A 25,825-nucleotide genomic window follows, 5' to 3' on the forward strand; every position below is an offset into this window, starting at 1 on the left:
CCCCCGACCGGTTCGCCACTGCCAGGGTCCCGGGACGGCAGCGGCGCACGGCACAGTGGCGTGATGTGCGCACGAGTGACCGAGCGAACGGGGAGACCGGCGTCATGGCCCGCTACATGGAGGCACTGACCGAGGCGCCTTCGTGGCCGGTGTTGTGTTGTGAGTGACGGCGGCACACGGGGCTGGTCCCCCCAGACGGAAGAGGTGCTGCGCCGCGCAGGCTGGCGCCCCGGCCGTTCGGTTCCGACAGGCACCTGGGAGTGGATCCTGCGCGAGCGTGGGTCCTTCGTGGCCCATGACGCCGCGCGCCGGTTCCTCTCCGAATTCGGCGCTCTGGTGACGTACGGCTGGCCTGCCGACACGATCACCACGTCGTCGGCAATCCGTTTCGACCCCCTCAAGGCCGGTTGGCAGGAGGAGCGGTTCGCGGCGGCAAGCCGGGAAGCGGGGGCGTCCCTCTACCCCGTTGGGACGGCCGACGAAGGTGCCGGCTTCCTCGGCATCACCGAGGACGGGGCGCTCCACCTCGTAAGGGATCGCGTGGAACTGCTGGCTGAAACTACCGATCGGGCGCTGGACCGCCTGGTCGAGGCGCAGGCGGCCCGGTCCGCCCTCTGGACGCCCGGGGTGCCGGCGGCCGAGCACGCATTCTGGCGGCGACTGCACACCGTGGAGACGGGCCCGGACGCCGGACCGCGCTGGTCCGAGGAGACGGATCGGGTGCTGCGGGCGGGCGGCTGGTTCCCGGGCCGGTCGGTTCCCACGGAGACCTGGGAGAGCATCCTTCTGCAGACCGGCGAGTTCGACATCCACGATGCGGCACGGCGCTTCCTGACGGAGTTCGGAGCCGTGGGCGCTCCCTACCGGGAGCCGTGGGACTCGATGCCGTGGCTGGAGTTCTCGCTCGACCCGCTGCTCGCCATCTGGGACGCGGAGATCATCGAAGACCTCGCCGAGCGGGCGGGCGTCGATCTGTACCCCATCGGTATGCGGGACCGCGGGAACCAGCACCTGGCCATGGCGGAGGACGGGTCGGTCTACGCCGGCATGGACGACGTCTGGCTCCTGGCGCCCACCGCAGACGAGGCATTGCAGAGACTCACCAGCAGGATCCGGCCGGCGGCTTCCTGTTGATCATCATCGGCACGAGCGCGCGGCCCCCGGTTTGACCTACGTCACCCCCGGGGTATTCTCTCCGGCTCGATTGGCGTCCGCCCTGCCCCGTATGGCAGACTGTCCGAGTTGCTCGGTCGAGTGTTGATGCTGCGCGCCTCCCGCCGGGAGGACCGAAAGCGAGTCCCACAGTACTCGTCGTCCTAACTGCCACACGGCAGCGCTGGGGCGGACGTACGGGAATCTTTCGGGAAGTGTCAGTGCGGCACTGGCCAGGCACCCGGTGGCCTTCTGGCCCCGGTCTGCGGTTCCGGAAGGGCCGTGTGCATTCCCTGGAAGGGATGTCCGAACAAGGGACATCTGTGTCAGCGGAAGAGCGACACGCCCGACCGCGTGGGTCGGACAGAAGGGCTGGAACGCCGGGTTCCAGAGCGTTACGAGAGACAGGACTACTGAGTAGCCATGGCGGGACAGAAGATCCGCATCCGGCTCAAGGCCTACGACCACGAGGTCATCGACAGCTCGGCGAAGAAGATCGTCGAGACGGTGACGCGTACTGGTGCGTCGGTCGCGGGCCCGGTGCCGCTGCCCACTGAGAAGAACGTGTACTGCGTCATCAAGTCGCCGCACAAGTACAAGGACTCGCGCGAGCACTTCGAGATGCGCACCCACAAGCGCCTGATCGACATCCTCGACCCGACCCCCAAGACCGTTGACTCTCTGATGCGACTCGACCTCCCGGCCGGTGTCGACATCGAGATCAAGCTCTGAGGCCGGTGATCTGAGAGATGGCTAAGCAGATCAAGGGCATCCTGGGCGAGAAGCTCGGTATGACGCAGGTGTGGGACGCGAACAACCGCGTCGTCCCGGTCACCGTCGTCAAGGCCGGGCCCAACGTCGTCACCCAGGTCCGTACGAACGATGTCGACGGCTACGAGTCCGTCCAGATCGCCTTCGGCGAGATCGACCCGCGCAAGGTGAACAAGCCCCTCAAGGGCCACTTCTCCAAGGCCGATGTCACCCCCCGTCGCCACCTCGTCGAGATCCGCACCGCGGACGCCTCCGAGTACACGCTGGGCCAGGAGATCACCGCTGAGGTGTTCGAGGCCGGCGTGAAGGTCGACGTGACCGGCAAGAGCAAGGGCAAGGGCTTCGCCGGTGTCATGAAGCGTCACAACTTCAAGGGCCTCGGCGCCGGACACGGCACCCAGCGCAAGCACCGCTCTCCCGGCTCCATCGGTGGCTGCGCCACCCCGGGCCGCGTGTTCAAGGGCCTCCGCATGGCGGGTCGCATGGGCAACGAGCGGGTCACCACCCAGAACCTGACCGTCCACGCCGTTGACGCGGAGAAGGGTCTGCTGCTCATCAAGGGCGCGGTTCCCGGTCCGAACGGCGGCCTCGTCCTGGTCCGCACCGCGGCCAAGGGGGCCTGAGGTAATGAGCACTGTTGACATCCTTTCGCCGGCGGGCGACAAGGCCGGTTCCGTCGAGCTCCCCGCGGAGATCTTCGACGTCGAGAAGGTCAGCATTCCGCTGATCCACCAGGTCGTCGTCGCACAGCTGGCCGCTGCCCGCCAGGGCACGCACAAGACCAAGACGCGTGGCGAGGTCCGCGGCGGTGGCAAGAAGCCGTACCGCCAGAAGGGCACCGGTCGCGCCCGTCAGGGTTCGACCCGCGCGCCGCAGTTCGCCGGTGGTGGCGTCGTGCACGGTCCCGTGCCGCGTGACTACTCGCAGCGGACGCCCAAGAAGATGAAGGCTGCCGCGCTGCGTCACGCCCTCACCGACCGGGCCCGCCACAACCGCATCCACGTCGTCTCCGGCGTGATCGAGGGCGAGACCCCCTCCACCAAGGCCGCCAAGAGCCTGTTCGGCAAGATCAGCGAGCGCAAGAACCTGCTCCTGGTCGTCGACCGCTCCGACGAGGCCGCGTGGCTGTCCGCCCGCAACCTGCCCCAGGTCCACATCCTGGAGCCGGGCCAGCTGAACACGTACGACGTTCTCGTCTCGGACGACGTGGTCTTCACCCAGGCCGCTTTCGAGTCCTTCGTCGCCGGCCCGAAGGCCAACGACACCGAAGGGAGCGAGGTCTGATGGCTATCCGTCACCCCGCTATCGCCTCGAAGGCCGCGAAGAAGGCCAAGGAGGCTCGCGTCAAGAAGGCGCGTCGCCACGCCACCGAGGGCAAGAACACCGTCGAGACCCCGCTGAGCAAGTCCTTCACGGACCCCCGTGACGTGCTGCTCAAGCCGGTCGTCTCGGAGAAGAGCTACGCGCTCCTCGACGAGGGCAAGTACACCTTCATCGTGGACCCGAGCGCCAACAAGACCCAGATCAAGCAGGCCGTCCAGTCGGTCTTCTCGGTCAAGGTCACCGGGGTCAACACGATCAACCGCCAGGGCAAGCGCAAGCGCACCAAGACCGGCTTCGGTCAGCGCGCCGGCTCCAAGCGCGCGATCGTGACCCTCGCCGAGGGCGACCGTATCGACATCTTCGGCGGTCCGACCGCGTAAGCGGGTCGGATCGTCCGATATCGGACGAGGACTGAGAAATGGGAATCCGCAAGTACAAGCCGACTACGCCGGGCCGTCGTGGCTCCAGCGTCGCCGACTTCGTCGAGGTCACGCGGTCCACGCCGGAGAAGTCGTTGGTCCGCCCCCTGCACAGCAAGGGTGGCCGTAACAACTCCGGTCGTGTGACCGTCCGCCACCAGGGTGGTGGCCACAAGCGCGCCTACCGCGTGATCGACTTCCGTCGTCACGACAAGGACGGCGTGCCGGCGAAGGTCGCGCACATCGAGTACGACCCCAACCGCACCGCGCGCATCGCGCTCCTGCACTACGCGGACGGCGAGAAGCGCTACATCCTCGCGCCGCGTGGCCTGTCGCAGGGCGACCGCGTCGAGAACGGTCCCGGGGCCGACATCAAGCCGGGCAACAACCTGGCCCTGCGCAACATCCCGGTCGGTACCACGCTGCACGCCATCGAGCTGCGTCCGGGCGGCGGCGCGAAGTTCGCCCGCTCCGCCGGCGCCTCGGTGCAGCTGCTCGCGAAGGAGGGCTCGATGGCCCACCTGCGCATGCCGTCCGGTGAGATCCGCCTGGTCGACGTCCGCTGCCGCGCCACTGTGGGCGAGGTCGGCAACGCCGAGCAGAGCAACATCAACTGGGGCAAGGCCGGCCGTAAGCGCTGGCTGGGCGTCCGCCCGACCGTGCGTGGTGTGGTCATGAACCCGGTTGACCACCCGCACGGTGGTGGTGAGGGCCGTACCTCCGGTGGTCGCCACCCGGTGTCCCCGTGGGGCAAGAAGGAAGGCCGTACTCGTTCGCCCAAGAAGGCGTCGAACAAGTACATCGTCCGCCGCCGCAAGACGAACAAGAAGCGCTAGGAGCGGGTTTAGATGCCGCGCAGTCTCAAGAAGGGGCCCTTCGTCGACGACCACCTGATCAAGAAGGTGGACGCCCAGAACGAAGCCGGCACCAAGAACGTCATCAAGACCTGGTCCCGTCGCTCCATGATCGTGCCGGCCATGCTCGGCCACACGCTCGCGGTGCACAACGGCAAGACCCACATTCCGGTGTTTGTCACCGAGTCGATGGTCGGCCACAAGCTCGGCGAGTTCTCGCCGACGCGCACCTTCCGGGGTCACGTCAAGGACGACCGGAAGTCGAAGCGCCGCTAAGCGCGGGGTGGAATGACCATGACAGACACTGGAAGGACAACCATGGAAGCCAGGGCCCAGGCGCGGTACATCCGCGTCACGCCCATGAAGGCCCGCCGAGTGGTGGACCTCATCCGTGGCCTGAACGCCACGGAGGCTCAGGCGGTCCTGCGTTTCGCCCCGCAGGCCGCGAGCGTGCCGGTCGGCAAGGTGCTGGACAGCGCCATTGCCAACGCCGCGCACAACTACGACCACACCGATGTCGACAGCCTCTACATCTCCGAGGCCTACGTCGACGAGGGCCCGACCCTGAAGCGGTTCCGTCCGCGCGCCCAGGGCCGTGCCTACCGGATCCGCAAGCGGACCAGCCACATCACCGTGGTCGTCAGCAGCAAGGAAGGAACCCGGTAATGGGCCAGAAGGTAAACCCGCACGGGTTCCGGCTCGGCGTTACGACCGACTTCAAGTCGCGCTGGTACGCCGACAAGCTGTACAAGGACTACGTCAAGGAAGACGTCGCCATCCGTCGGATGATGACGTCCGGCATGGAGCGCGCCGGCATCTCCAAGGTCGAGATCGAGCGCACCCGTGACCGTGTGCGTGTGGACATCCACACCGCTCGTCCGGGCATCGTCATCGGCCGCCGCGGCGCCGAGGCCGACCGCATCCGCGGTGACCTGGAGAAGCTGACCGGCAAGCAGGTCCAGCTCAACATCCTCGAGGTCAAGAACCCGGAGACGGACGCTCAGCTGGTGGCCCAGGCCGTCGCCGAGCAGCTGTCCTCCCGCGTCTCCTTCCGCCGTGCCATGCGCAAGAGCATGCAGTCGGCGATGAAGGCCGGCGCCAAGGGCATCAAGATCCAGTGCGGTGGCCGCCTCGGTGGCGCCGAGATGTCCCGCTCGGAGTTCTACCGCGAGGGCCGTGTGCCCCTGCACACGCTCCGCGCGAACGTGGACTACGGCTTCTTCGAGGCCAAGACGACCTTCGGCCGCATCGGCGTGAAGGTCTGGATCTACAAGGGCGACGTCAAGAACATCGCCGAGGTCCGCGCCGAGAACGCCGCTGCCCGTGCGGGTAACCGCCCGGCGCGCGGCGGTGCAGACCGCCCGGCCCGTGGTGGCCGCGGTGGCGAGCGGCGCGGTCGCAAGCCGCAGCAGGCTGCCGGCGCCGAGGCCCCCAAGGCCGAGGCTCCCGCGTCCGCCGCTCCGGCTGAGAGCACCGGAACGGAGGCCTGACCGAAATGCTGATCCCCCGTAGGGTCAAGCACCGCAAGCAGCACCACCCCAAGCGCAGCGGCATGTCCAAGGGTGGCACGCAGGTTGCGTTCGGCGAGTACGGCATCCAGGCGCTGACCCCGGCGTATGTGACGAACCGTCAGATCGAGGCCGCTCGTATCGCCATGACGCGTCACATCAAGCGTGGTGGCAAGGTCTGGATCAACATCTACCCGGACCGCCCCCTCACCAAGAAGCCTGCCGAGACCCGCATGGGTTCCGGTAAGGGTTCGCCGGAGTGGTGGGTGGCCAACGTCAAGCCCGGACGCGTGATGTTCGAGCTGTCGTACCCCAACGAGAAGATCGCGCGCGAGGCCCTGACCCGTGCGGCTCACAAGCTGCCGATGAAGTGCAAGATCGTCAAGCGCGAGGCAGGTGAAGCGTGATGTCGGCCGGTACCAAGGCGTCGGAGCTGCGCGAGCTGGGCAACGAGGAGCTTCTCAACAAGCTCCGCGAGGCCAAGGAAGAGCTGTTCAACCTCCGCTTCCAGGCGGCGACGGGCCAGCTCGAGAACCACGGTCGGCTCAAGGCCGTCCGCAAGGACATCGCGCGGATCTACACCCTGATGCGTGAGCGCGAGCTGGGCATCGAGACGGTGGAGAACGCATGAGCGAGAACAACGTGACTGAAGAGACCAAGACGGACCGCGGTTTCCGCAAGACCCGTGAGGGTCTGGTCGTCAGCGACAAGATGGACAAGACCGTCGTCGTCGCCGTCGAGGACCGCGTCAAGCACGCGCTGTACGGCAAGGTCATCCGCCGTACGAACAAGGTCAAGGCGCACGACGAGCAGAACGCCGTCGGCGTTGGCGACCGGGTTCTCCTGATGGAGACCCGCCCGCTCTCGGCGACCAAGCGCTGGCGCGTCGTGGAGATCCTCGAGAAGGCGAAGTAATCAAGCGGGGGTCCGCCCCCGCTGCCTCCGCCGGGGGCTCAGCCCCCCGGCCCCCGGGCCGGCGGCTCGCCGCCGGCCTCGGCCGCGGCGGCCGAGCGGCCCCCGGCGGAGGTTGTCGCCTGCAGAGGCCTAAGTAATTCCTTCGGGGCAACCCCCGCAGGACAGTTCCGCCAGGCTCTCCGGCTCAACCCGGAGGGAACCGGCAGACAACCAGGAGATAGACGTGATCCAGCAGGAGTCGCGACTGCGTGTCGCCGACAACACGGGTGCGAAGGAGATCCTCTGCATCCGTGTGCTCGGTGGCTCCGGTCGCCGCTACGCGGGTATCGGTGACGTCATCGTCGCCACCGTCAAGGACGCGATCCCCGGTGGCAACGTGAAGAAGGGTGACGTCGTCAAGGCGGTCATCGTTCGCACCGTCAAGGAGCGCCGCCGTCCGGACGGCTCGTACATCCGCTTCGACGAGAACGCCGCCGTCATTCTGAAGAACGACGGCGACCCTCGTGGCACCCGTATCTTCGGCCCGGTCGGCCGTGAGCTGCGCGAGAAGAAGTTCATGAAGATCATCTCCCTCGCGCCGGAGGTGCTGTGAGCATGAAGATCAAGAAGGGCGACCTGGTCCAGGTCATCACCGGTAAGGACAAGGGCAAGCAGGGCAAGGTCATCGCGGCCTTCCCCCGCGAGGACCGTGTCCTGGTCGAGGGTGTCAACCGGGTCAAGAAGCACACCAAGGCCGGTCCGACGGCTCGCGGTTCGCAGGCCGGCGGCATCGTCACCACCGAGGCGCCGATCCACGTCTCCAACGTCCAGCTGGTCGTGGAGAAGGACGGCAACAAGGTCGTGACCCGCGTCGGTTACCGCTTCGACGACGAAGGCAACAAGATCCGCGTTGCCAAGCGGACGGGTGAGGACATCTGATGACGACCACCACCAGCCCGCGTCTGAAGCAGAAGTACCGTGAGGAGATCACGGGCAAGCTGCGTGACGAGTTCAAGTACGAGAACGTCATGCAGATCCCCGGTCTCGTCAAGATCGTGGTCAACATGGGTGTGGGCGACGCCGCCCGCGACTCCAAGCTGATCGAGGGCGCCATCCGCGACCTCACCACGATCACCGGTCAGAAGCCGGCCGTCACCAAGGCCCGCAAGTCCATCGCGCAGTTCAAGCTGCGTGAGGGCCAGCCGATCGGTGCCCACGTCACGCTCCGTGGCGACCGCATGTGGGAGTTCCTGGACCGCACCCTGTCGCTCGCGCTGCCGCGCATCCGCGACTTCCGCGGCCTGTCCCCCAAGCAGTTCGACGGCCGTGGCAACTACACCTTCGGTCTCACGGAGCAGGTCATGTTCCACGAGATCGACCAGGACAAGATCGACCGCGTCCGGGGTATGGACATCACCGTGGTCACCACGGCGACCAACGACGCTGAGGGCCGCGCGCTCCTCCGTCACCTCGGCTTCCCCTTCAAGGAGGCGTGAGCGAGATGGCGAAGAAGGCTCTGATCGCGAAGGCTGCTCGTAAGCCCAAGTTCGGCGTACGTGGCTACACGCGCTGCCAGCGCTGTGGTCGTCCGCACTCCGTGTACCGCAAGTTCGGCCTGTGCCGCGTGTGCCTTCGTGAGATGGCTCACCGTGGCGAGCTGCCGGGCGTGACCAAGAGCTCCTGGTAATCCCCTCAATCAGGGATTAGCAGGGCTCTCGGTAAGCATCTGGGGCGGCAGGACGTCCAGCTCGCATGCCTTAGGCTTGTGGGGTTGGGCGTCTGCCGCCGCCCTTACGACTTACTACGCCGTAGGTCCACCGCGCCGCACCCGTCCCGTCTCGGATCGGGGAGAGGGATGGCGCACCAGGAAACCCCGGCGAGAGAGGCCGAAGGCCAATTCATGACCATGACTGATCCGATCGCAGACATGCTGACGCGTCTGCGGAACGCGAACTCGGCATACCACGACTCCGTGGCGATGCCGCACTCGAAGATCAAGTCGCACATCGCGGAGATCCTCCAGCAGGAGGGCTTCATCACGGGCTGGAAGGTCGAGGACGCCGAGGTCGGCAAGAACCTCGTCCTGGAGCTGAAGTTCGGCCCCAACCGTGAGCGCTCCATCGCGGGGATCAAGCGGATCTCCAAGCCCGGTCTCCGGGTGTACGCGAAGTCCACCAACCTGCCGAAGGTTCTCGGCGGCCTGGGCGTGGCCATCATCTCCACGTCCCACGGTCTCCTGACCGACAAGCAGGCGCAGAAGAAGGGCGTGGGTGGGGAAGTCCTCGCCTACGTCTGGTAGTTCGGGAACGGAGGAGAGACAAAATGTCGCGTATCGGCAAGCTCCCCATCCCGGTTCCCGCCGGCGTGGACGTCACCATCGACGGCCGTACGGTCGCGGTCAAGGGCCCCAAGGGCGAACTGACCCACACCGTCATCGCGCCGATCGACATCGCCAAGGCCGAGGACGGCACCCTTCAGGTGCTGCGGCCCAACGACGAGCGGCAGAGCAAGGCCCTGCACGGCCTGTCCCGCACGCTGGTGGCGAACATGATCACCGGTGTGACCCAGGGATACGTCAAGAAGCTCGAAATCAGCGGTGTCGGTTACCGCGTCCAGGCCAAGGGCTCCAACCTGGAGTTCTCCCTGGGCTACAGCCACCCGATCCTGGTCGAGGCCCCCGAGGGCATCACCTTCAAGGTGGAGTCCCCGACCCGTTTCTCGGTCGAGGGCATCGACAAGCAGAAGGTCGGCGAGGTTGCGGCCAACATCCGCAAGCTGCGCAGGCCCGACCCGTACAAGGCCAAGGGCGTCAAGTACGAGGGCGAAGTCATCCGCCGCAAGGTCGGAAAGGCGGGTAAGTAAGCCATGGCATACGGACAGAAGATCCTTAAGGGCGACGCCTACAAGCGCGCCGCGATCAAGCGCCGCCACATCCGGATCCGTAAGCACATCAACGGTACGGCGGAGCGTCCGCGTCTGGTCGTTACCCGCTCGAACCGCCACATCGTGGCCCAGGTGATCGACGACATCAAGGGTCACACCCTTGCGTCGGCGTCCACCCTGGACACCTCGATCCGCGGTGGCGAGGGCGACAAGTCCGCGCAGGCCAAGCAGGTCGGCGCCCTGGTCGCCGAGCGCGCCAAGGCCGCCGGTGTCGAGGCCGTCGTGTTCGACCGTGGTGGTAACCAGTACGCGGGGCGCATCGCCGCCCTGGCGGACGCCGCCCGCGAGGCCGGACTCAAGTTCTGAGTCCTGGTTCCGTAGCTAGCGGAGACAGAGAGAGGTAATTCCAATGGCTGGACCCCAGCGCCGCGGTGGCGGTGCCGGTGGCGGCGAGCGGCGGGACCGGAAGGGCCGTGACGGCGGCGCAGCTGCCGCCGAGAAGACCGCGTACGTTGAGCGCGTTGTCGCGATCAACCGCGTCGCCAAGGTTGTGAAGGGTGGTCGTCGCTTCAGCTTCACCGCGCTGGTCGTGGTGGGCGACGGTGACGGCACCGTGGGTGTCGGTTACGGCAAGGCCAAGGAGGTGCCGGCCGCCATCGCCAAGGGCGTTGAGGAGGCCAAGAAGCACTTCTTCAAGGTCCCCCGGATCCAGGGCACCATCCCGCACCCGATCACGGGTGAGAAGGCTGCCGGCGTCGTTCTCCTCAAGCCGGCTTCGCCGGGTACCGGTGTTATCGCCGGTGGTCCCGTGCGTGCCGTCCTGGAGTGCGCCGGTATCCACGACGTGCTGTCGAAGTCGCTCGGCTCGTCGAACGCGATCAACATCGTGCACGCGACCGTGGAGGCCCTGAAGGGCCTGCAGCGTCCCGAGGAGATCGCGGCCCGCCGCGGTCTGCCGCTCGAGGACGTCGCCCCCGCGGCTCTGCTGCGTGCGCGTGCCGGGGCTGGTGCTGCGTAATGGCTCAGCTCAAGATCACGCAGACGAAGTCGTACATCGGCAGCAAGCAGAACCACCGTGACACCCTGCGCTCCCTTGGTCTCAAGGGCATCAACACGCAGGTCGTCAAGGAGGACCGCCCCGAGTTCCGCGGCATGGTGCACACCGTCCGCCACCTCGTGACGGTCGAGGAGGTCGACTGATCATGGCGGAGAACAACCCGCTCAAGATCCACAACCTCCGTCCCGCCCCGGGCGCCAAGACCGCCAAGACCCGTGTCGGTCGTGGTGAGGCGTCGAAGGGTAAGACGGCCGGTCGTGGTACCAAGGGCACCAAGGCCCGCTACCAGGTTCCGGAGCGCTTCGAGGGCGGGCAGATGCCCCTCCACATGCGTCTCCCGAAGCTGAAGGGCTTCAAGAACCCGTTCAAGACCGAGTACCAGGTCGTGAACCTCGACAAGCTGGCCTCCCTCTACCCCGAGGGCGGCGAGGTCACCGTCGAGTCGCTGGTGGCCAAGGGCGCTGTTCGCAAGAACAGCCTCGTCAAGGTCCTCGGCCAGGGCGAGATCTCCGTGGCGCTCCAGGTGACGGTCGACGCCGTCTCCGGTTCCGCCAAGGAGAAGATCACCGCTGCCGGCGGTTCCGTCACCGAGCTCGTCTGAACACCACAGGCGTCTCGATGACCTGAGCGATCCCGACCGGGGATACCCCAACATATGGGGTATCCCCGGTTGGTCGTTCCTAGGGCGGCAGTCTCGCCGGTAAGGTGGCCTGCACTGCCCTCTTTTCACAGGGTGCTGCACTTCGGGCACTCTGAGCGGCAGTTGACCGTTACTTATTCGTCGAACCTCAAGACCGTCACCCTTGACGCAGTTGCGCGGGGGTCGCAGGAGGCACCGTGCTCACCGCGTTCGCCCGGGCGTTCAAGACGCCCGACCTGCGCAAGAAGCTGCTCTTCACGCTCGGCATCATCGTGATCTACCGGGTCGGTACGCACGTCCCGATCCCGGGTGTCGACTACCGGAACGTCCAGACCTGTATCGACAATGCCCAGGCCAACCAGGGCTTGTTCGGTCTGGTGAACATGTTCAGCGGCGGCGCGCTGCTCCAGATCACGATCTTCGCGCTGGGCATCATGCCGTACATCACGGCGAGCATCATTCTGCAGCTGCTGACCGTGGTGATCCCGCGCCTGGAAGCCCTGAAGAAGGAGGGCCAGGCCGGTACGGCGAAGATCACGCAGTACACCCGCTACCTGACTGTGGCCCTCGCCATCCTCCAGGGCACCGGCCTCGTCGCCACCGCCCGCAGCGGCGCCCTGTTCTCGGGCTGCCCGGTGGCCAGCCAGATCGTTCCTGACCAGTCGATCTTCGTCACCATCACCATGGTCATCACCATGACCGCCGGTACGGCGTTCGTGATGTGGCTCGGCGAGCTCATCACCGACCGCGGCATCGGCAACGGCATGTCGATCCTGATGTTCATCTCGATCGCCGCCACCTTCCCGTCCGCCCTGTGGGCCATCAAGGAGCAGGGCTCCCTGGCCGACGGCTGGATCGAGTTCGGCACCGTCGTCGCGGTCGGTCTCGTCGTGATCGGCCTGGTGGTCTTCGTCGAGCAGGCTCAGCGCCGTATTCCGGTCCAGTACGCGAAGCGCATGATCGGCCGCCGGTCCTACGGCGGTACGTCGACCTACATTCCGCTGAAGGTCAACCAGGCCGGCATCATCCCTGTGATCTTTGCCTCGTCGCTGCTGTACATCCCGGCACTGGTCGCGCAGTTCGCCGGTGGAAACTCCGGCTGGAAGATCTGGATCGAGAAGAATCTTGCGTTGCCGGACGCCCCGATGCACATCGTCCTCTACTTCTTCCTGATCATTTTCTTCGCCTTCTTCTACGTGGCCATCTCGTTCAACCCCGAGGAAGTCGCGGACAACATGAAGAAGTATGGTGGCTTCATCCCGGGCATCCGGGCTGGCCGGCCGACCGCTGAGTACCTGTCGTACGTGCTCAACCGGATCACCTGGCCGGGTTCGCTGTACTTGGGACTGATCGCTCTCGTGCCGACGATGGCGTTGGCTGGTTTCGGGGCAAACCAGAACTTCCCGTTCGGCGGGACCAGCATCCTGATCATCGTGGGTGTGGGTCTCGAGACGGTGAAGCAGATCGAGAGCCAGCTCCAGCAGCGCAATTACGAAGGGTTCCTCCGCTGATGCGTATCGTCCTCGTCGGGCCGCCGGGCGCCGGTAAGGGAACGCAGGCCGCGTTCCTCGCTCAGAACCTGTCGATCCCGCACATCTCCACGGGCGACCTGTTCCGGGCCAACATCAGCCAGCAGACGGAACTCGGCAAACTGGCGAAGTCCTACATGGACGCGGGCAATCTCGTGCCCGACGAGGTCACGATCGCGATGGCCAAGGACCGCATGGAGCAGCCGGACGCCGAGAACGGCTTCCTGCTGGACGGCTTCCCCCGCAACGTCTCCCAGGCCGAGGCCCTCGACGAGCTGCTCGAGACCGAGAGCATGCAGCTCGACGCGGTGCTGGACCTGGAGGTCCCCGAGGACGAGGTGGTCAAGCGGATCGCCGGCCGCCGCGTCTGCCGCAACGAGTCGGCGCACGTCTTCCACGTGACGTACAAGCCGCCGGCCAAGGAGGGCGTCTGCGACGTCTGCGGCGGCGAGCTCTACCAGCGGGACGACGACTCCGAGGAGACCGTCCGCAAGCGGCTGGAGGTCTACCACACGCAGACCGAGCCGATCATCGACTACTACAAGGCGCAGGGCCTGGTGGTCACGATCTCCGCGCTCGGCAAGGTGGAGGACGTCACGACGCGCGCCATGGAGGCGCTCAAGCGTGGCGAGGGCGACAAGTAGTCGTTCATGCACAGCTACGGCCGCGGTTCCCCTCGGGGAGCCGCGGCTGCTGTGTGGGCGGGGTCCTCACGGGGCCCCGTATCGTTGAAGGCGTTCATGTTCTCCGAAGGTCCAGAAAGGCCGTAGCCCCCATGGTGCAGATCAAGAGCCCCGAGCAGATCGCCAAGATGCGTGAGGCGGGGCTGGTCGTCGCCGCCATTCACGCGGCGACGCGCGAAGCCGCCGTGCCGGGGGCCACGACGAAGGATCTGGACCAGGTGGCGCGCAAGGTGCTCGCCGAGCACAACGCCAAGCCGAACTTCCTCGGGTACGGCGGCTTCCCGGCGACGATCTGCACGTCCGTGAACGAGGTCGTCGTGCACGGCATCCCGTCCGACGACGTCGTCCTCAAGGACGGGGACGTCATCTCCATCGACTGCGGCGCGATCATCGACGGCTGGCACGGCGACGCGGCCTACACGGCCTTCGTGGGCTCCGGTCACGCGCCGGAGCTGGTCGAGCTCTCCCGGGTGACCGAGGAGTCGATGTGGGCCGGCATCGCGGCCATGAAGCAGGGCGGCCGGCTGGTCGACGTCTCCCGGGCGATCGAGACGTACATCCGCCGCCAGCCCAAGCCCGGCGGCGGCCGCTACGGGATCATCGAGGACTACGGCGGCCACGGCATCGGCACCGAGATGCACATGGACCCGCACCTGCTGAACTACGTCGACCGCCGGCGCGGCAAGGGCCCGAAGCTGGTGCCCGGGTTCTGCCTCGCGATCGAGCCGATGGTGTCGCTGGGGACGCCGAAGACGGAGGTCCTGGAGGACGACTGGACGGTCGTCACCACGGACGGTACGTGGTCGTCGCACTGGGAGCACTCCGTCGCGCTGACGGAGGAGGGGCCGCTGGTGCTGACGTCTCCCGACGGGGGCAAGGCGAAGCTGGCGGAGCTGGGCATCACGGCGGCACCCGACCCCTTGGGCTGAGCGCCTGCCGGGGAGGGCGGTTCGGACCGTCGGCGGCTGCGGGGGCGTGGGGGTTGTTCGCGCAGTTCCCCGCGCCCCTTCGGGGGCGCTTAAAGATCTCTCGGCTGGGGCAGGCTCTCTCGATTCGTGTTTCCGGGAGCCCTGACGTAGACTGACTCGTCGGCTCTTGTGCATCCGCATGTCTGCATGCGCTCGCACTGAGTCGATCAAGGTAGTCGATTCGAAGGGCGAAGCGTGGCCAAGAAGCAAGGTGCCATCGAGATCGAGGGCACTGTCGTCGAGTCTCTTCCGAACGCCATGTTCAAGGTCGAGCTCCAGAACGGCCACCAGGTCCTGGCACACATCAGCGGCAAGATGCGCATGCACTACATCCGCATCCTCCCTGACGACCGGGTCGTGGTGGAGCTGTCTCCGTACGACCTGACGCGTGGCCGGATCGTCTACCGCTACAAGTAGATCTTGCCCGCGCCCCGGCTTCCGGGGTGGTGGCACTGACCCGGAGAACCTCACCCATGAAGGTCAAGCCGAGCGTCAAGAAGATCTGCGACAAGTGCAGGGTGATCCGCCGTCACGGCCGGGTCATGGTCATCTGCGAGAACCCGCGCCACAAGCAGCGCCAGGGCTGACGCACGACCGCACCTCTGCATCCGCAGAATTTCGCGCGACGCAAGCTGAATATGTTCATACGCAGGACCCAGACCCCCGGGTCTGACACCCCCGGTCGGAGGCCGGGGACCCAGTTCGTACCTAGTACGGCGGCTGGGAGTCGGTTCTGTGGAAGACCTCCGTCAAGTAACTGGAGCCATTGAATGGCACGCGTTTCCGGTGTTGACATCCCGCGCGAAAAGCGCGTGGAGATCGCCCTCACCTATGTGTTCGGCATCGGCCGGACCCTCTCGCAGCAGACGCTGGCCGCCACCGGCGTCGACCCGAACACCCGCGTTCGCGACCTCTCCGAGGAGCAGCTCGTCGCGATCCGCGAGTACGTCGACAACAACATCAAGACCGAGGGTGACCTCCGTCGCGAGATCCAGGCCGACATCCGCCGCAAGGTCGAGATCGGTACCTACCAGGGTCTGCGTCACCGCCGCGGTCTGCCCGTCCGCGGTCAGCGCACCAGCACGAACGCTCGTACCCGCAAGGGCCCGCGTCGCGCCATCGCCGGCAAGAAGAAGCCGGGCAAGAAGTAGTCCGCAGCGGACTCGCCGTCCAGCGGTCTTCGCTGTAGGACCGACCACCTCCCGTAGGAGTTATAGATGCCCCCCAAGGGTCGTCAGGGCGCTGCCAAGAAGGTGCGCCGCAAGGAAAAGAAGAACGTCGCTCACGGCCACGCGCACATCAAGAGCACGTTCAACAACACGATCGTCTCGATCACGGACCCGTCCGGCAACGTGATCTCCTGGGCCTCCGCCGGCCACGTCGGCTTCAAGGGTTCCCGGAAGTCCACGCCGTTCGCCGCGCAGATGGCCGCCGAGTCGGCTGCCCGCCGCGCCCAGGAGCACGGCATGCGCAAGGTCGACGTGTTCGTGAAGGGCCCGGGTTCCGGTCGTGAGACCGCGATCCGCTCCCTCCAGGCCACGGGCCTCGAGGTCGGCTCCATCCAGGACGTCACCCCGACCCCGCACAACGGTTGCCGTCCGCCGAAGCGCCGTCGCGTCTGACGTTCGTTTCACGGGCAGCGGTTTCGGGCGGTACGGCTCTGCAAAGGGCCGTATCGCCCGTACCCTTGCAGTACCCGTCCCTTTTCGTCGGGGACGGATCAAGTCGGGCGTCAAATAGCGGGCGCCCCCGACTGAAGGATCTGATCCACACATGCTGATCGCTCAGCGTCCCTCGTTGACCGAAGAGGTCGTCGACGAATTCCGCTCCCGGTTCGTGATCGAGCCGCTGGAGCCGGGCTTCGGTTACACCCTCGGCAACTCCCTGCGCCGGACCCTCCTCTCCTCGATCCCGGGTGCGGCGGTCACGTCCATCCGCATCGACGGCGTGCTGCACGAGTTCACCACCGTGCCGGGCGTCAAGGAGGACGTCACCGACCTGATCCTCAACATCAAGCAGCTCGTCGTCTCCTCGGAGCACGACGAGCCGGTCGTGATGTACCTGCGCAAGCAGGGCCCGGGTCTGGTCACCGCCGCCGACATCGCGCCCCCGGCCGGTGTCGAGGTGCACAACCCCGACCTCGTCCTCGCCACGCTCAACGGCAAGGGCAAGCTGGAGATGGAGCTGACGGTCGAGCGTGGCCGCGGTTACGTCTCCGCCGTGCAGAACAAGCAGGTCGGCCAGGAGATCGGCCGGATCCCGGTCGACTCGATCTACTCGCCGGTGCTCAAGGTCACGTACAAGGTCGAGGCCACGCGTGTCGAGCAGCGGACCGACTTCGACAAGCTGATCGTCGACGTCGAGACCAAGCAGGCCATGCGTCCCCGTGACGCCATGGCGTCGGCCGGTAAGACCCTGGTCGAGCTGTTCGGTCTGGCCCGCGAGCTCAACATCGACGCCGAGGGCATCGACATGGGTCCGTCCCCGACGGACGCCGCTCTCGCCGCCGATCTCGCCCTGCCGATCGAGGAGCTGGAGCTCACCGTTCGGTCGTACAACTGCCTCAAGCGTGAGGGCATCCACTCCGTGGGTGAGCTCGTGGCGCGTTCCGAGGCCGACCTGCTCGACATCCGCAACTTCGGTGCGAAGTCGATCGACGAGGTCAAGGCGAAGCTGGCCGGCATGGGCCTGGCCCTGAAGGACAGCCCGCCCGGATTCGACCCGACCGCTGCGGCGGACGCCTTCGGCGCGGACGACGACGCGGACGCGGGCTTCGTGGAGACCGAGCAGTACTGAGTCTCTGCTTCCGGGGTTCGCGTCAGCGGACCCCGGATCTCCGACGGGCAACCGCTCGCTCGGATACTGACCCCGGTACCTGATACGGCCGGGGCAGACACCTAGGAGAAACACCATGCCGAAGCCCACCAAGGGTGCCCGTATGGGCGGCAGCGCCGCGCACGAGAAGCTGATGCTCGCGAACCTCGCGAAGTCGCTGTTCGAGCACGGCCGGATCACCACCACCGAGGCGAAGGCGCGCAAGCTGCGTCCGTACGCCGAGCGTCTGGTCACCAAGGCGAAGAAGGGCGACCTTCACAACCGCCGTCAGGTGCTCCAGGTCATCACGGACAAGAGCATCGTCCACACGCTCTTCACCGAGATCGGCCCGCGCTACGAGAACCGTCCGGGTGGCTACACCCGCATCACCAAGATCGGTAACCGCCGTGGCGACAACGCGCCCATGGCTGTCATCGAGCTGGTCGAGGCGCTGACGGTGGCGCAGGAGGCGACGGGTGAGGCCGAGGCCGCGACCAAGCGTGCCGCCAAGGACGCCGAGGCTTCTGAGGCTCAGGTCGATGTGACCAAGGCTGATGACGCCGAGGAGTCCAAGGACGCCTGAGCGTCTGCCGGGGATTGTTTGTTGGCGGCTGCGGCTTCGTCGTGGTTGTTCGCGCAGTTCCCCGCGCCCCTTAAAGGGGCGTTGGCGGGCCTGCTCCTCTTTGAGGGGCGGGCCCGCTTTTTGTTGCTGAGAGGATCTGTACGTGAGTGATGAAGCAGCAGCCGGTTACGTGCGTGTGCGTCTCGACCTGTCGTACGACGGGAGCGAGTTCTCCGGGTGGGCCAAGCAGGCCGGGGGGCGGCGGACCGTGCAGGGGGAGATCGAGGACGCTCTGCGGACCGTGACCCGGTCGGGGGAGACGTACGAGCTGACCGTGGCGGGGCGTACCGATGCCGGGGTGCATGCCCGGGGGCAGGTGGCGCATGTCGATCTGCCGCGTGAGGTCTGGGCCGAGCACCACCCGAAGCTGCTGAAGCGGCTCGCCGGGCGGCTGCCCAGGGACGTGCGGGTGTGGGCCCTCAGGGAGGCGCCCAGCGGCTTCAACGCGCGGTTCTCGGCGATCTGGAGGCGGTACGCGTACCGGGTCACCGACAATCCCGGGGGCGTCGATCCGCTGCTGCGCAACCATGTGCTGTGGCACGACTGGCCCTTGGACGTCGATGCCATGAACGAGGCCGCGCGGCGGCTGCTCGGGGAGCACGACTTCGCCGCCTACTGCAAGAAGCGGGAGGGCGCGACGACGATCCGTACGCTCCAGGAGCTGAGTCTTGTGAAGGGCGACGACGGGATCATCACCGCGACCGTGCGGGCCGACGCCTTCTGCCACAACATGGTGCGGTCGCTGATCGGGGCGCTGCTGTTCGTGGGCGACGGGCACCGGCCGCCGGACTGGCCCGCGAAGGTGCTGGCGGCCGGCGTACGGGACTCGGCCGTGCACGTCGTACGGCCGCACGGGCTGACGCTGGAGGAGGTCGGCTACCCGGCCGACGAGCTGCTCGCCGCGCGCAGCAAGGAGGCGCGGAACAAGCGGTCGCTGCCGTCGGCACGGTGCTGCTGACCGGCTTCCAGGGGCCCCTCACCGGCGGGCGGAGTTCCAGGTGGTGACCAGGCCCGAGAGGGCCGCGGTGGCGGCGTCGGCGTCGTTGCCGTCGCCGCGTGCCTTGGGGGAGAGCTCCACGTGGAGGAACTTGGCGTGGTGGCGCTCCGCGGCCTTGCCCTGGACGTTCGTGGCGCCTTCCAGGGGGCAGCGGGCCGACCAGCCCCGGCACACCCGCAGCCCGTCGGCCTGCATGGCGTCGGCCAGGGCGGCGGCCTCGGTGAGGGTGCTCCGCGCGGCTCCGGTGGACAGGACCGCCTCGTAGGGGCGGTCCGAGTCCTTGGCGAAGCCGTGCAGTTGCACGCCCGGGACGTCGCGTTTCTGGAGCTCCACGACGATGGCGTGGAAGACGCTGTCCGCCCGGTGGGCGACGTCGGCGGCGTCGCGCCGGCCCGCATCGCGGTGTGCGCCGGCGAGGACCAGCGAGCCGCCGGGGTTGTCCTCCAGGAGCCGCACGCCGAGGCGTTCGGTGTCCCGGTCGGAGACCGGGTGCGGTACCTGGGCGTTCCAGCGGACGTCGGAGTCGGCGGTCAGGTAGAGGCGCCCCCAGCGTTCGGCCCGGCCGGGGCCGGAGGCGGCGATCTCGTCGTACCTGCGGCCGGACTCGGTGTCGGTGAGGCGGGTGAGCTTCAAGCCGAGGGGGTCGAGCAGCCGTTCGGCCTTCGTGGCGTCGCCGTCCAGGAGGTGGCCGACGCTCTCGGCGACGCGCTCGCGCTGGGTGTCGTCCGGTGGAGAGTACGCGGCGTCGGGCTCCAGGTCCGCCGTGTACGCGAGGATCCTGCTGCGGAGGTCCACCAGCTCCCGGGCGCCCGGAGTGGAGTCGTCCGTTGACCGGTCTGGTGCCGATTGACAGCCGAACAAGGCGAGGACAAGTCCGATTTGGACCATAATTCGAGTCAAGTGTGACTGTCTTGTGACGGTAACTTCCGTGGTGCTTGTGTGCTTCATGTGAATATGATGCGGTGACACTTCGTAAACCTCTCCGGATCGCCCGGGCGGCAAGCGCTTTCGCGGCCATCATCGCCGTGACGACCGCGTGTACCTCCGCGGCCTCCTCACCTCAGGTGAAGCCGGACGGCCGCTCGTTCACCGTCGCCGCCGCCGGTGACGTGCTGATCCACCCCGAGCTGGTCGACCAGGCCGCCAAGGATGCCAAGAAGACCGGCGAGGGCGAGGCCGGGCTGGACTTCGGGCCGCTGCTCGCCGGGATCAAGCCGGTCGTCAGCAAGGCCGACCTGGCCATCTGTCACATGGAGACGCCCGTCGGAAAGCCGCGGGGGCCCTTCGAGGGGTACCCGGAGTTCCTCGTGCCGCCGCAGATCCTGACGTCACTCAAGGACGTGGGCTACGACACCTGCTCGACGGCCTCCAACCACACCTACGACCACGGCCTCGGGGCCGTGCGGCGCACCTTGAACGCCATGGACAAGGCCGGCCTCGGGCACACGGGCTCCGCCCGCACGCCCAAGGAAGCGGAACGGATCAACATCCGTGACGTCAACGGCGTCAAGGTCGCCCACCTCTCGTTCTCCTGGATGTCGTTCCTGAACCCGACGCCGGAGAAGGAGAAGTGGGCGTTCAACCAGATCGGCACGGACGCGATCAAGGACGCCGAGGCCCGGGCCCGCGAGAAGGGTGCCGAGGTGGTCATCCTCTCGGTCCACTGGGGGCTCGAGCACTACAACGAACCGAGCGCCCCCCAGCTGCAACTGGCGGAGCGGCTCACCACGGAGACCGGGGTCGACCTGGTGATCGGGCACCACGCCCATGTGGTGCAGCCGATCCAGAAGGTGAACGGCACCTGGGTCGCCTACAGCCTGGGCAACCAGGTCGCCCGTCACTCCTCGCCCACCGGGCTCACCGAGGAGGGCGCGATCGGCTGGTTCGAGTTCCGCGAGACGACCGACGGCTGGGACGTCTCCGCCCGCTACGCCACGACGCTGGTGGACATCCCGCCCGAGGTGGAGGCCGGTGAGAAGCCGCCCGCCGGCGCGGTCGAGGACCACCGGGTGGTGGACGTACGGCGGGCGCTCGACGCGCCGGGCGACCTCTCCGAGGAGCGGCTCGCCCGCTACCGGCTGGCGGCCGACCGCACGCGTGGCTTCCTGTACAACCGCGGGGCGCCGGGGGGCGACGGCCTGAAGGAGCTCACGCTGGAGCGTGACTAGCGCCACAGCGCATACGGGGCGACCGGCACAACTTCGGCGCTCCCCAACAGTCTTGTATACGGCGGTCCGTTGCCTCTCCCGCGGGAGCGGTGTTCTGTGCGGCCGTTCTTCACCCAGAGAGGCCGGAGGAGACCACCGGTGACACCCACCCGCGCCGTGCGCCCCGTGAAGGGGGGACGGCGGCGCAGCCGGAGACGCGCGGACATGCCGCTGCTGGGCGGCGTCCGTCCCCCGATCGCGCTGCTGTGCGTGCTGGTGCTGGCCCTCGCCGGCCTCACCGCCCAGGTGCTCGGCCCCGCCGGCGAGCAGGCCGTACCGCAGGCGGTGCTCTCCTCGCAGCGGCACTTCGCGGAGGACGGCGCCATCGCCCTGCGCGCCTCGATCGACGAGCGGGTCACCGACCTCAACCGCACCGCCGCCGCGCTGAACGCGGGGCCGCCGGTGAAGCCCGAGCGCGTCCTGTCCGACCTGGGGAAGACCTACCAGAAGTGGACGGGCACCACGGTCCTGGACCTGGAGAGCGGCAAGGTGCTGGCCGCCAGGGGGGAAACGATTCCCCTCGGGTGGCTCGACAAGGACGTCCTCACCGGGGACACGGCCCTCAAGCCCCGCATGGTGCGGCTGGAGACCGGTGACGTACGCCTGATGACCATGGCGGTCCTGGACTTCGAGGACCGGCCGCAGCAACTGCTGGTCGCCTCCAACAGCCTGTCCGTGCCCGCCATCAACCTGGGCCAGTTCCGCTCCATGGCGGTCGTCGCCACCGGCGGGGAGATCCTCGCGACGGCCGGCTTCGAGCAGTCCGAGGCGCTCAACTCCGACCAGGAGCGCAAGGAGCTCGGCTTCCTCCAGAAGCAGATGAGCGGGCTGTCCGCCAAGGCGGCACGGGAGACCGAGCAGGACCCGGTCAGCGCCAGGGAGCCGGGCTCCCGCGGCTACCCCGGTGTCAGCGGGACCCTGGTCGGCGGGAGCTACAACGGCCGTGTCGCCACGGCCGGTTACGCCTCCCTCTCGTCCGCCGACCCGGAGGAGAAGAAGAGCGTCGGCGCGGGCCTCGGGCTCACCGTCGTCGCCCTGCTGCCCGTGGTCCAGCAGGAGGGCGCCGCTGCGGACCGGGAGCTGTACGGGCTGCTGGCGGCCGGAGCTCTGGTGGTGCTCGGACTGCTCGCCGCGGCCGTGCTGTGGGTGACCGTGCAGCGGCCCCTGCTGCGGCTGTTCCTTGAGTCCCGCCGACTGGCCCGGGGCGACCTGACCCGCCCGGTGGACGTGCCCCGCTGGGGTGAGGCCGCGCGCATCGGCTCCGCACTGGAGAGGCTGCGCGCGCAGCTGGGCGGCCCGGCCGAAGATCCCGGCGGGCGCCAGCGCGTCAAGGGGCGGTTCGGGGTGCGCGGGCCGCTCGCGCTGACCGCCGTACTGCTGCTGCTGTGGTGTGTGCCCGTCGGCCTCCTGCTGAACCGCACCGACGACTCCGTCAGCATTCCGGCCAGCATGGTCGCGGACCAGCGTGACCGCACCGACCTGGTCGCCGACCGGGTGCGCCGGGCGCTCAACGAGGCGCAGGCGGACCTGGTCTCCACCTCCCGGCTGATCGACCCGGACGACGCCGACGCCGGACGGGCACTGCTCGAGGAGACCCTGCGCGAGCACACCCGCTACGAGGCGCTGTACCTCCTCGACGGGGACGGCGAGGTCGTCGCCCGCGCGGGCGAGGAGCCGCGCGCCGGTTTCGCCGACGGGGACGAGCTGCCGCTGGTCCGCGTGGCCGGAAAGGGCGAGAAGAAGCCGGTCGTCCAGGCCGGGGCGCCCCTGCCGGACCACAAGGGCATGACCCTGGTCGGCGAGGTCCGGGTGGAGTTCCTCAACTCGCTGCTGAAGCGGCCCGGCCTCGGCGAGGTCCGCGTGGTCGACTCCAAGACGCAGACCATCGCCGCCAGCGACGGCTTCCTGGCCTTCGAGGACCTGCCGCGCGACGCGCTCACCGATCTCGTCCGGGCCGGCAGCGTCCACGTCGGCGCCGGTCCCGTCGAGAACGGCCTGCTGATCCGCGAGGGGCGCGGGACCACGGTCGCCGCGGCCGCCCCGTTCTCCGGCGGCGGTGTGGCGGCCGACATCGGCTGGACCGTGGTCAGCTGGCAGAACGCCAAGGACTTCCAGATCACCGCGTACGAGCGCGAGGACCGCAGCGTCCTGGCCGGACTGCTCGGTCTGGCCCTGATCGTCGTCTGCCTCGGCTGGTTGTACCTGGTCGTGGCCCGGCCGATGCGGGCCCTGGCGGCCGGCGCGGAGAAGCTGGCCGACGGCGACCTCAAGTCCGTGCTGTACCCCCGCTACCAGGACGAGGTCGGCGCCGTCGTGCGCAGCCTCGAACTGCTCCGCCAGCAACTCCAGGCCCGTAAGCAGACCCAGGCGCGCCGGCTCGCGGAGCCGGAAGCCGGCGTTCGGGGAAGGTGACCCAGCCGTGCTCTATCTGTACTTCGTCCTGCTCACCGGCAGTGTGCTGCTGCTGGTGGCGGGCATCGTGGAACAGCGCCGGCACTACGCCAGCCTGCACAGCATCCCGTCGCGCGTGCTCGTGAACGGCATCCGCGGCAAGTCCTCCATCACCCGGCTGTGCGCCGGGGCGCTGCGCGGCGGCGACCTGGTGACCGTGGCGAAGACCACGGGTACGGCGGCCCGGTTCATCCACCCGGACGCCACCGAGGAGCCGGTCTACCGCAAGTTCGGCATCGCCAACGTGGTGGAGCAGATCGGCATCGTGCGCCGGGCCGCCACCTACCGGCCCGACGCCCTGGTCATCGAGTGCATGGCCGTCATGCCGGCCCTCCAGGAGGTGAACCAGAGCAAGCTGATCCGCTCCACGATCGGCGTGCTGTGCAACGTCCGCGAGGACCACCTCGCCGAGATGGGGCCCACCCTCGACGACGTGGCGCGGTCGCTGTGCCGCTCCATGCCGGAGGACGGCATCTGCGTCACCGCCGAGAAGGAGCGCTTCCACATCCTCCAGGAGGAGGCCGACGCCCGTAACTGCCAGCTCATCTACGCCGACCCGGAGACCGTCACCGACGAGGAGCTGCGCGGCTTCAGCTGGTTCACCTTCAAGGAGAACGTCGCGATCGCCCTCGTCGTGGCCGACCTGCTCGGCGTGGAACGGCGCGTCGCCCTCCAGGGCATGTACGACGCCCCGCCGGACCCGGGCGTGCTGTCCGTCGAGCGCTACGCGACGCCCGAGGGCAAGCGGCTCGCCTTCGCCAACGTCTTCGCGGCCAACGACCCCGAGTCGACGCTGATGAACATCAACCAGCTGCTCGACCTCGGAGCCATCCACCGGCCGCTGAACGTCGTGATCAACTGCCGGCCCGACCGCGTCGAGCGCAACGGGCAGATGGGCGAGATCATCCCCGACCTCCAGCCGGACCACGTCTTCGTCATCGGGCACCCCGCCAAGAGCGCGATCGACGCCATCCCCGCCGAGTGGCGCGACCGCGCGGTCGACCTCGGGGGCGAGCGCCGGTCGGCCGAGGAGTTCATGCCCGCCCTGCTGGAGCGCCTGTCCGCCGACTCCTCCCTGGTCGCCATCGGCAACATCCACGGCCAGGGCGAGGAACTGCTGGAGTACCTGGCCGAACTCCCGGCGGACGAGTCCGCCCCCGCGGAAGCGGACCGGCCCGCGGACGCCCCGGTGCCGCCGCATCAGCCGGCGCGCCTGGACCCGTACGCCTCGTATCCCGTGGCCTATGAGGAGCGCTACCAGGCCTCGCAGACCCAGGAGATCCCGGTGGTCCGCATCCCCGCTCAGCAGCGCCAGCCGTCGTGGGCCCAGCAGCACGCCGCTCAGCACCAGGGCCAGTACGGCCAGGGGCAGGGCCAGTACGCCGCCCCGGTCCAGGAGACCTGGCCGTACGGCGACGACGCGGGCGGCGGTCATCCGTACCCGGCGGCCGACGGCGGTGGGCAGCATCCGCGCCACTGACCTCCACGGGCGGGGACGACACCCAGCGCCCGCACGCCTGAGCCGACCGCCCCGCACCACGACCCGCACCCGTGCCCGGAGACCCCGTTGACCACCGCCGCCCTGACCCCCGAGATGGCCGCCCTCGGCATCGCCATCGGCCTGTTCTTCTCGTTGCTGTGCTACCTGACCACCAACCTGTCGCCCGGCGGCATGATCACGCCGGGCTGGCTCGCCCTGACCCTCATCGAGGACCTCCAGCGGGCGGCCATGGTGGTCGGCGTCACCGCCCTCACCTACGCGGGCACCAAGGTCATGCAGCGGCTGGTGATCCTCTACGGCAAGCGGCTGTTCGCCGCGGTGGTCCTGCTGGGCGTGCTGCTCCAGGCCACCGTGATGATCGTGCTGTCGATCGAGTTCCCGCTGCTCTACGGCAACCAGACCCTCGGCTTCATCGTGCCCGGCCTGATCGCCTACCAGATGGTCCGCCAGCCCAAGGGGCCGACGCTGCTGGCGACCGGCACCGTCTCGCTCATGGCCTACATCGTCGTCGCCGCCGGACTGCTGCTCGGCATCATGCCCACCGTCTGAGCC

37 protein-coding genes are annotated in these 25,825 nt (G+C 68.0%); 36 read left to right on the forward strand and 1 reads right to left on the reverse strand.

Features of this window, described 5'->3' with window-relative positions; all coding sequences use genetic code 11:
* Positions 1-159: 159 nt before the first annotated feature.
* The 32 genes from CP976_RS26005 to truA all read left to right on the forward strand — a co-directional run bounded on the left by CP976_RS26005 (position 160) and on the right by truA (position 19,075).
* A complete protein-coding gene (locus CP976_RS26005; RefSeq protein ID WP_150482524.1) occupies positions 160-1,134 on the forward strand; it encodes an SUKH-3 domain-containing protein in 975 nt (324 codons plus the stop codon).
* 441 nt (positions 1,135-1,575) lie between these two features.
* Positions 1,576-1,884, forward strand: a complete 309-nt coding sequence (gene rpsJ / locus CP976_RS26010; protein ID WP_003948644.1) for a 30S ribosomal protein S10 — start codon at positions 1,576-1,578, stop codon at positions 1,882-1,884.
* Positions 1,885-1,901: 17 nt separating this feature from the next.
* On the forward strand, positions 1,902-2,546 hold the full coding sequence (gene rplC, locus CP976_RS26015; RefSeq protein WP_059424828.1) for a 50S ribosomal protein L3: 645 nt from the start codon (positions 1,902-1,904) through the stop codon (positions 2,544-2,546).
* Positions 2,547-2,550: 4 nt separating this feature from the next.
* Complete coding sequence (gene rplD / locus CP976_RS26020; protein ID WP_086842634.1) at positions 2,551-3,207, forward strand: 50S ribosomal protein L4; 657 nt, start codon at positions 2,551-2,553, stop codon at positions 3,205-3,207.
* A complete protein-coding gene (gene rplW / locus CP976_RS26025) occupies positions 3,207-3,626 on the forward strand; it encodes a 50S ribosomal protein L23 (RefSeq protein WP_086601016.1) in 420 nt (139 codons plus the stop codon). Before rplD ends, rplW begins: the two co-directional genes overlap by 1 nt.
* 38 nt (positions 3,627-3,664) lie before the next feature.
* Entirely contained in the window at positions 3,665-4,501 is an 837-nt protein-coding gene (gene rplB / locus CP976_RS26030) for a 50S ribosomal protein L2 (protein ID WP_010036731.1), read from the forward strand.
* Positions 4,502-4,513: 12 nt separating this feature from the next.
* Positions 4,514-4,795, forward strand: coding sequence for a 30S ribosomal protein S19 (gene rpsS, locus CP976_RS26035; RefSeq protein WP_003992359.1), 282 nt, complete (start codon positions 4,514-4,516; stop codon positions 4,793-4,795).
* A gap of 42 nt (positions 4,796-4,837) precedes the next feature.
* Positions 4,838-5,185, forward strand: coding sequence for a 50S ribosomal protein L22 (rplV, locus tag CP976_RS26040; RefSeq protein ID WP_010036727.1), 348 nt, complete (start codon positions 4,838-4,840; stop codon positions 5,183-5,185).
* A complete protein-coding gene (rpsC, locus tag CP976_RS26045; RefSeq protein WP_086560684.1) occupies positions 5,185-6,009 on the forward strand; it encodes a 30S ribosomal protein S3 in 825 nt (274 codons plus the stop codon). Before rplV ends, rpsC begins: the two co-directional genes overlap by 1 nt.
* Before the next feature lie 5 nt (positions 6,010-6,014).
* Entirely contained in the window at positions 6,015-6,434 is a 420-nt protein-coding gene (gene rplP, locus CP976_RS26050) for a 50S ribosomal protein L16 (RefSeq protein ID WP_059424836.1), read from the forward strand.
* A complete protein-coding gene (gene rpmC / locus CP976_RS26055) occupies positions 6,434-6,658 on the forward strand; it encodes a 50S ribosomal protein L29 (protein WP_059079052.1) in 225 nt (74 codons plus the stop codon). The genes rplP and rpmC overlap by 1 nt, the downstream gene beginning before the upstream one ends.
* Positions 6,655-6,942: a 30S ribosomal protein S17 gene (gene rpsQ, locus CP976_RS26060; protein WP_059424838.1), complete on the forward strand. Its 288-nt coding sequence runs from the start codon at positions 6,655-6,657 to the stop codon at positions 6,940-6,942. Before rpmC ends, rpsQ begins: the two co-directional genes overlap by 4 nt.
* 223 nt (positions 6,943-7,165) lie before the next feature.
* Entirely contained in the window at positions 7,166-7,534 is a 369-nt protein-coding gene (rplN, locus tag CP976_RS26065; RefSeq protein WP_003998823.1) for a 50S ribosomal protein L14, read from the forward strand.
* A gap of 2 nt (positions 7,535-7,536) precedes the next feature.
* On the forward strand, positions 7,537-7,860 hold the full coding sequence (gene rplX, locus CP976_RS26070; protein ID WP_003992365.1) for a 50S ribosomal protein L24: 324 nt from the start codon (positions 7,537-7,539) through the stop codon (positions 7,858-7,860).
* Positions 7,860-8,417, forward strand: a complete 558-nt coding sequence (rplE, locus tag CP976_RS26075) for a 50S ribosomal protein L5 (protein ID WP_086842632.1) — start codon at positions 7,860-7,862, stop codon at positions 8,415-8,417. Before rplX ends, rplE begins: the two co-directional genes overlap by 1 nt.
* Positions 8,418-8,422: 5 nt before the next feature.
* Positions 8,423-8,608 (forward strand): type Z 30S ribosomal protein S14, encoded by a 186-nt coding sequence (locus CP976_RS26080; RefSeq protein ID WP_003948630.1) that lies wholly within the window; start codon positions 8,423-8,425, stop codon positions 8,606-8,608.
* Positions 8,609-8,821: 213 nt separating this feature from the next.
* Positions 8,822-9,220, forward strand: coding sequence for a 30S ribosomal protein S8 (rpsH, locus tag CP976_RS26090; protein WP_003992367.1), 399 nt, complete (start codon positions 8,822-8,824; stop codon positions 9,218-9,220).
* Positions 9,221-9,243: 23 nt separating this feature from the next.
* Positions 9,244-9,783, forward strand: coding sequence for a 50S ribosomal protein L6 (gene rplF / locus CP976_RS26095; protein WP_059424839.1), 540 nt, complete (start codon positions 9,244-9,246; stop codon positions 9,781-9,783).
* 3 nt (positions 9,784-9,786) lie between these two features.
* Entirely contained in the window at positions 9,787-10,170 is a 384-nt protein-coding gene (gene rplR / locus CP976_RS26100) for a 50S ribosomal protein L18 (protein WP_007494754.1), read from the forward strand.
* A 43-nt stretch (positions 10,171-10,213) separates the two neighbouring features.
* Positions 10,214-10,822 carry a 30S ribosomal protein S5 gene (gene rpsE / locus CP976_RS26105; RefSeq protein WP_030671799.1) on the forward strand — a complete coding sequence of 203 codons (609 nt, stop codon included), beginning with the start codon at positions 10,214-10,216 and terminating at the stop codon, positions 10,820-10,822.
* Positions 10,822-11,004 (forward strand): 50S ribosomal protein L30, encoded by a 183-nt coding sequence (gene rpmD / locus CP976_RS26110; RefSeq protein ID WP_005481207.1) that lies wholly within the window; start codon positions 10,822-10,824, stop codon positions 11,002-11,004. Before rpsE ends, rpmD begins: the two co-directional genes overlap by 1 nt.
* A 2-nt stretch (positions 11,005-11,006) precedes the next feature.
* Positions 11,007-11,462, forward strand: coding sequence for a 50S ribosomal protein L15 (rplO, locus tag CP976_RS26115; RefSeq protein WP_086560685.1), 456 nt, complete (start codon positions 11,007-11,009; stop codon positions 11,460-11,462).
* A 236-nt stretch (positions 11,463-11,698) separates the two neighbouring features.
* Complete coding sequence (gene secY, locus CP976_RS26120; protein ID WP_150482525.1) at positions 11,699-13,012, forward strand: preprotein translocase subunit SecY; 1,314 nt, start codon at positions 11,699-11,701, stop codon at positions 13,010-13,012.
* On the forward strand, positions 13,012-13,674 hold the full coding sequence (locus CP976_RS26125; protein WP_150482526.1) for an adenylate kinase: 663 nt from the start codon (positions 13,012-13,014) through the stop codon (positions 13,672-13,674). The genes secY and CP976_RS26125 overlap by 1 nt, the downstream gene beginning before the upstream one ends.
* Positions 13,675-13,805: 131 nt before the next feature.
* Positions 13,806-14,642, forward strand: a complete 837-nt coding sequence (map, locus tag CP976_RS26130) for a type I methionyl aminopeptidase (RefSeq protein WP_150482527.1) — start codon at positions 13,806-13,808, stop codon at positions 14,640-14,642.
* Between the two features lie 234 nt (positions 14,643-14,876).
* Positions 14,877-15,098: a translation initiation factor IF-1 gene (infA, locus tag CP976_RS26135; protein ID WP_003948620.1), complete on the forward strand. Its 222-nt coding sequence runs from the start codon at positions 14,877-14,879 to the stop codon at positions 15,096-15,098.
* 56 nt (positions 15,099-15,154) lie between these two features.
* Positions 15,155-15,268 (forward strand): 50S ribosomal protein L36, encoded by a 114-nt coding sequence (rpmJ, locus tag CP976_RS26140; RefSeq protein WP_003998809.1) that lies wholly within the window; start codon positions 15,155-15,157, stop codon positions 15,266-15,268.
* 183 nt (positions 15,269-15,451) lie between these two features.
* Entirely contained in the window at positions 15,452-15,832 is a 381-nt protein-coding gene (gene rpsM, locus CP976_RS26145; protein ID WP_004984507.1) for a 30S ribosomal protein S13, read from the forward strand.
* A 66-nt stretch (positions 15,833-15,898) separates the two neighbouring features.
* A complete protein-coding gene (rpsK, locus tag CP976_RS26150) occupies positions 15,899-16,303 on the forward strand; it encodes a 30S ribosomal protein S11 (RefSeq protein WP_003956432.1) in 405 nt (134 codons plus the stop codon).
* 151 nt (positions 16,304-16,454) lie between these two features.
* Entirely contained in the window at positions 16,455-17,477 is a 1,023-nt protein-coding gene (locus CP976_RS26155) for a DNA-directed RNA polymerase subunit alpha (protein WP_003966937.1), read from the forward strand.
* Between the two features lie 115 nt (positions 17,478-17,592).
* On the forward strand, positions 17,593-18,078 hold the full coding sequence (gene rplQ / locus CP976_RS26160) for a 50S ribosomal protein L17 (protein ID WP_086842624.1): 486 nt from the start codon (positions 17,593-17,595) through the stop codon (positions 18,076-18,078).
* A 142-nt stretch (positions 18,079-18,220) separates the two neighbouring features.
* Positions 18,221-19,075: a tRNA pseudouridine(38-40) synthase TruA gene (truA, locus tag CP976_RS26165; RefSeq protein WP_086842622.1), complete on the forward strand. Its 855-nt coding sequence runs from the start codon at positions 18,221-18,223 to the stop codon at positions 19,073-19,075.
* Positions 19,076-19,093: 18 nt separating this feature from the next.
* Here truA and CP976_RS26170 read toward each other — a convergent pair whose 3' ends face one another.
* The gene (locus CP976_RS26170; protein ID WP_373304866.1) at positions 19,094-19,909 is read right to left on the reverse strand and encodes a hypothetical protein; all 816 of its coding nucleotides are present in this window, start codon (positions 19,907-19,909) and stop codon (positions 19,094-19,096) included.
* Between the two features lie 224 nt (positions 19,910-20,133).
* Here CP976_RS26170 and CP976_RS26175 point away from each other — a divergent pair, with 224 nt between their 5' ends.
* The 4 genes from CP976_RS26175 to CP976_RS26190 all read left to right on the forward strand — a co-directional run bounded on the left by CP976_RS26175 (position 20,134) and on the right by CP976_RS26190 (position 25,822).
* Positions 20,134-21,282, forward strand: coding sequence for a CapA family protein (locus CP976_RS26175; protein WP_229875613.1), 1,149 nt, complete (start codon positions 20,134-20,136; stop codon positions 21,280-21,282).
* A 204-nt stretch (positions 21,283-21,486) separates the two neighbouring features.
* The gene (locus CP976_RS26180; protein WP_150485513.1) at positions 21,487-23,733 is read left to right on the forward strand and encodes a HAMP domain-containing protein; all 2,247 of its coding nucleotides are present in this window, start codon (positions 21,487-21,489) and stop codon (positions 23,731-23,733) included.
* Positions 23,734-23,740: 7 nt separating this feature from the next.
* Positions 23,741-25,252 (forward strand): poly-gamma-glutamate synthase PgsB, encoded by a 1,512-nt coding sequence (gene pgsB / locus CP976_RS26185; protein WP_229875510.1) that lies wholly within the window; start codon positions 23,741-23,743, stop codon positions 25,250-25,252.
* 87 nt (positions 25,253-25,339) lie between these two features.
* Positions 25,340-25,822: a poly-gamma-glutamate biosynthesis protein PgsC/CapC gene (locus tag CP976_RS26190; RefSeq protein WP_150482528.1), complete on the forward strand. Its 483-nt coding sequence runs from the start codon at positions 25,340-25,342 to the stop codon at positions 25,820-25,822.
* Positions 25,823-25,825: the final 3 nt, after the last annotated feature.

Origin of the sequence: Streptomyces coeruleorubidus, from assembly GCF_008705135.1 — a bacterium.
Lineage (GTDB): Bacteria > Actinomycetota > Actinomycetes > Streptomycetales > Streptomycetaceae > Streptomyces > Streptomyces coeruleofuscus.